The 362-nt window shown below is 65.2% G+C and carries 1 protein-coding gene; it reads right to left on the reverse strand.

The annotated features are described in order from the left end of the window. Positions 1-362: endo-1,4-beta-xylanase (locus IH26_RS0152655; protein WP_030443831.1), on the reverse strand; the 362-nt coding region annotated here is incomplete at both ends.

Here is a 362-nt window from a genome sequence, read left to right on the forward strand (position 1 = left end):
ACGCCGAGGGCGGCGAAGCTCGACAGGGTGGTCTGGAAGTTGCCGGGCAGTGAGCTGCCGCCGGTGAAGTGGGTCTGCAGGCCGACGCAGTCGATCGGGACGCCGCGGGACTTGAAGTCGCGGATCATGTTGTAGACGCCCTGGGTTTTCGCGTACGACCAGTTCTCGATGTTGTAGTCGTTGTAGCAGAGCTTGACCGACGGGTCGGCGGCGCGGGCGGTGCGGAAGGCGACCTCGATCCAGTCGTTGCCGGTGCCCTGCAGGTTGGACTGCCGGCGGCTGCCGTCCTCGTTGAACGCCTCGTTGACCACGTCCCAGTAGGCGAGCTTGCCCTTGTAGTGGGCCATCACGCCGTTGATGTG

The organism is Actinoplanes subtropicus, assembly GCF_000721705.1.
GTDB lineage: Bacteria > Actinomycetota > Actinomycetes > Mycobacteriales > Micromonosporaceae > Actinoplanes > Actinoplanes subtropicus.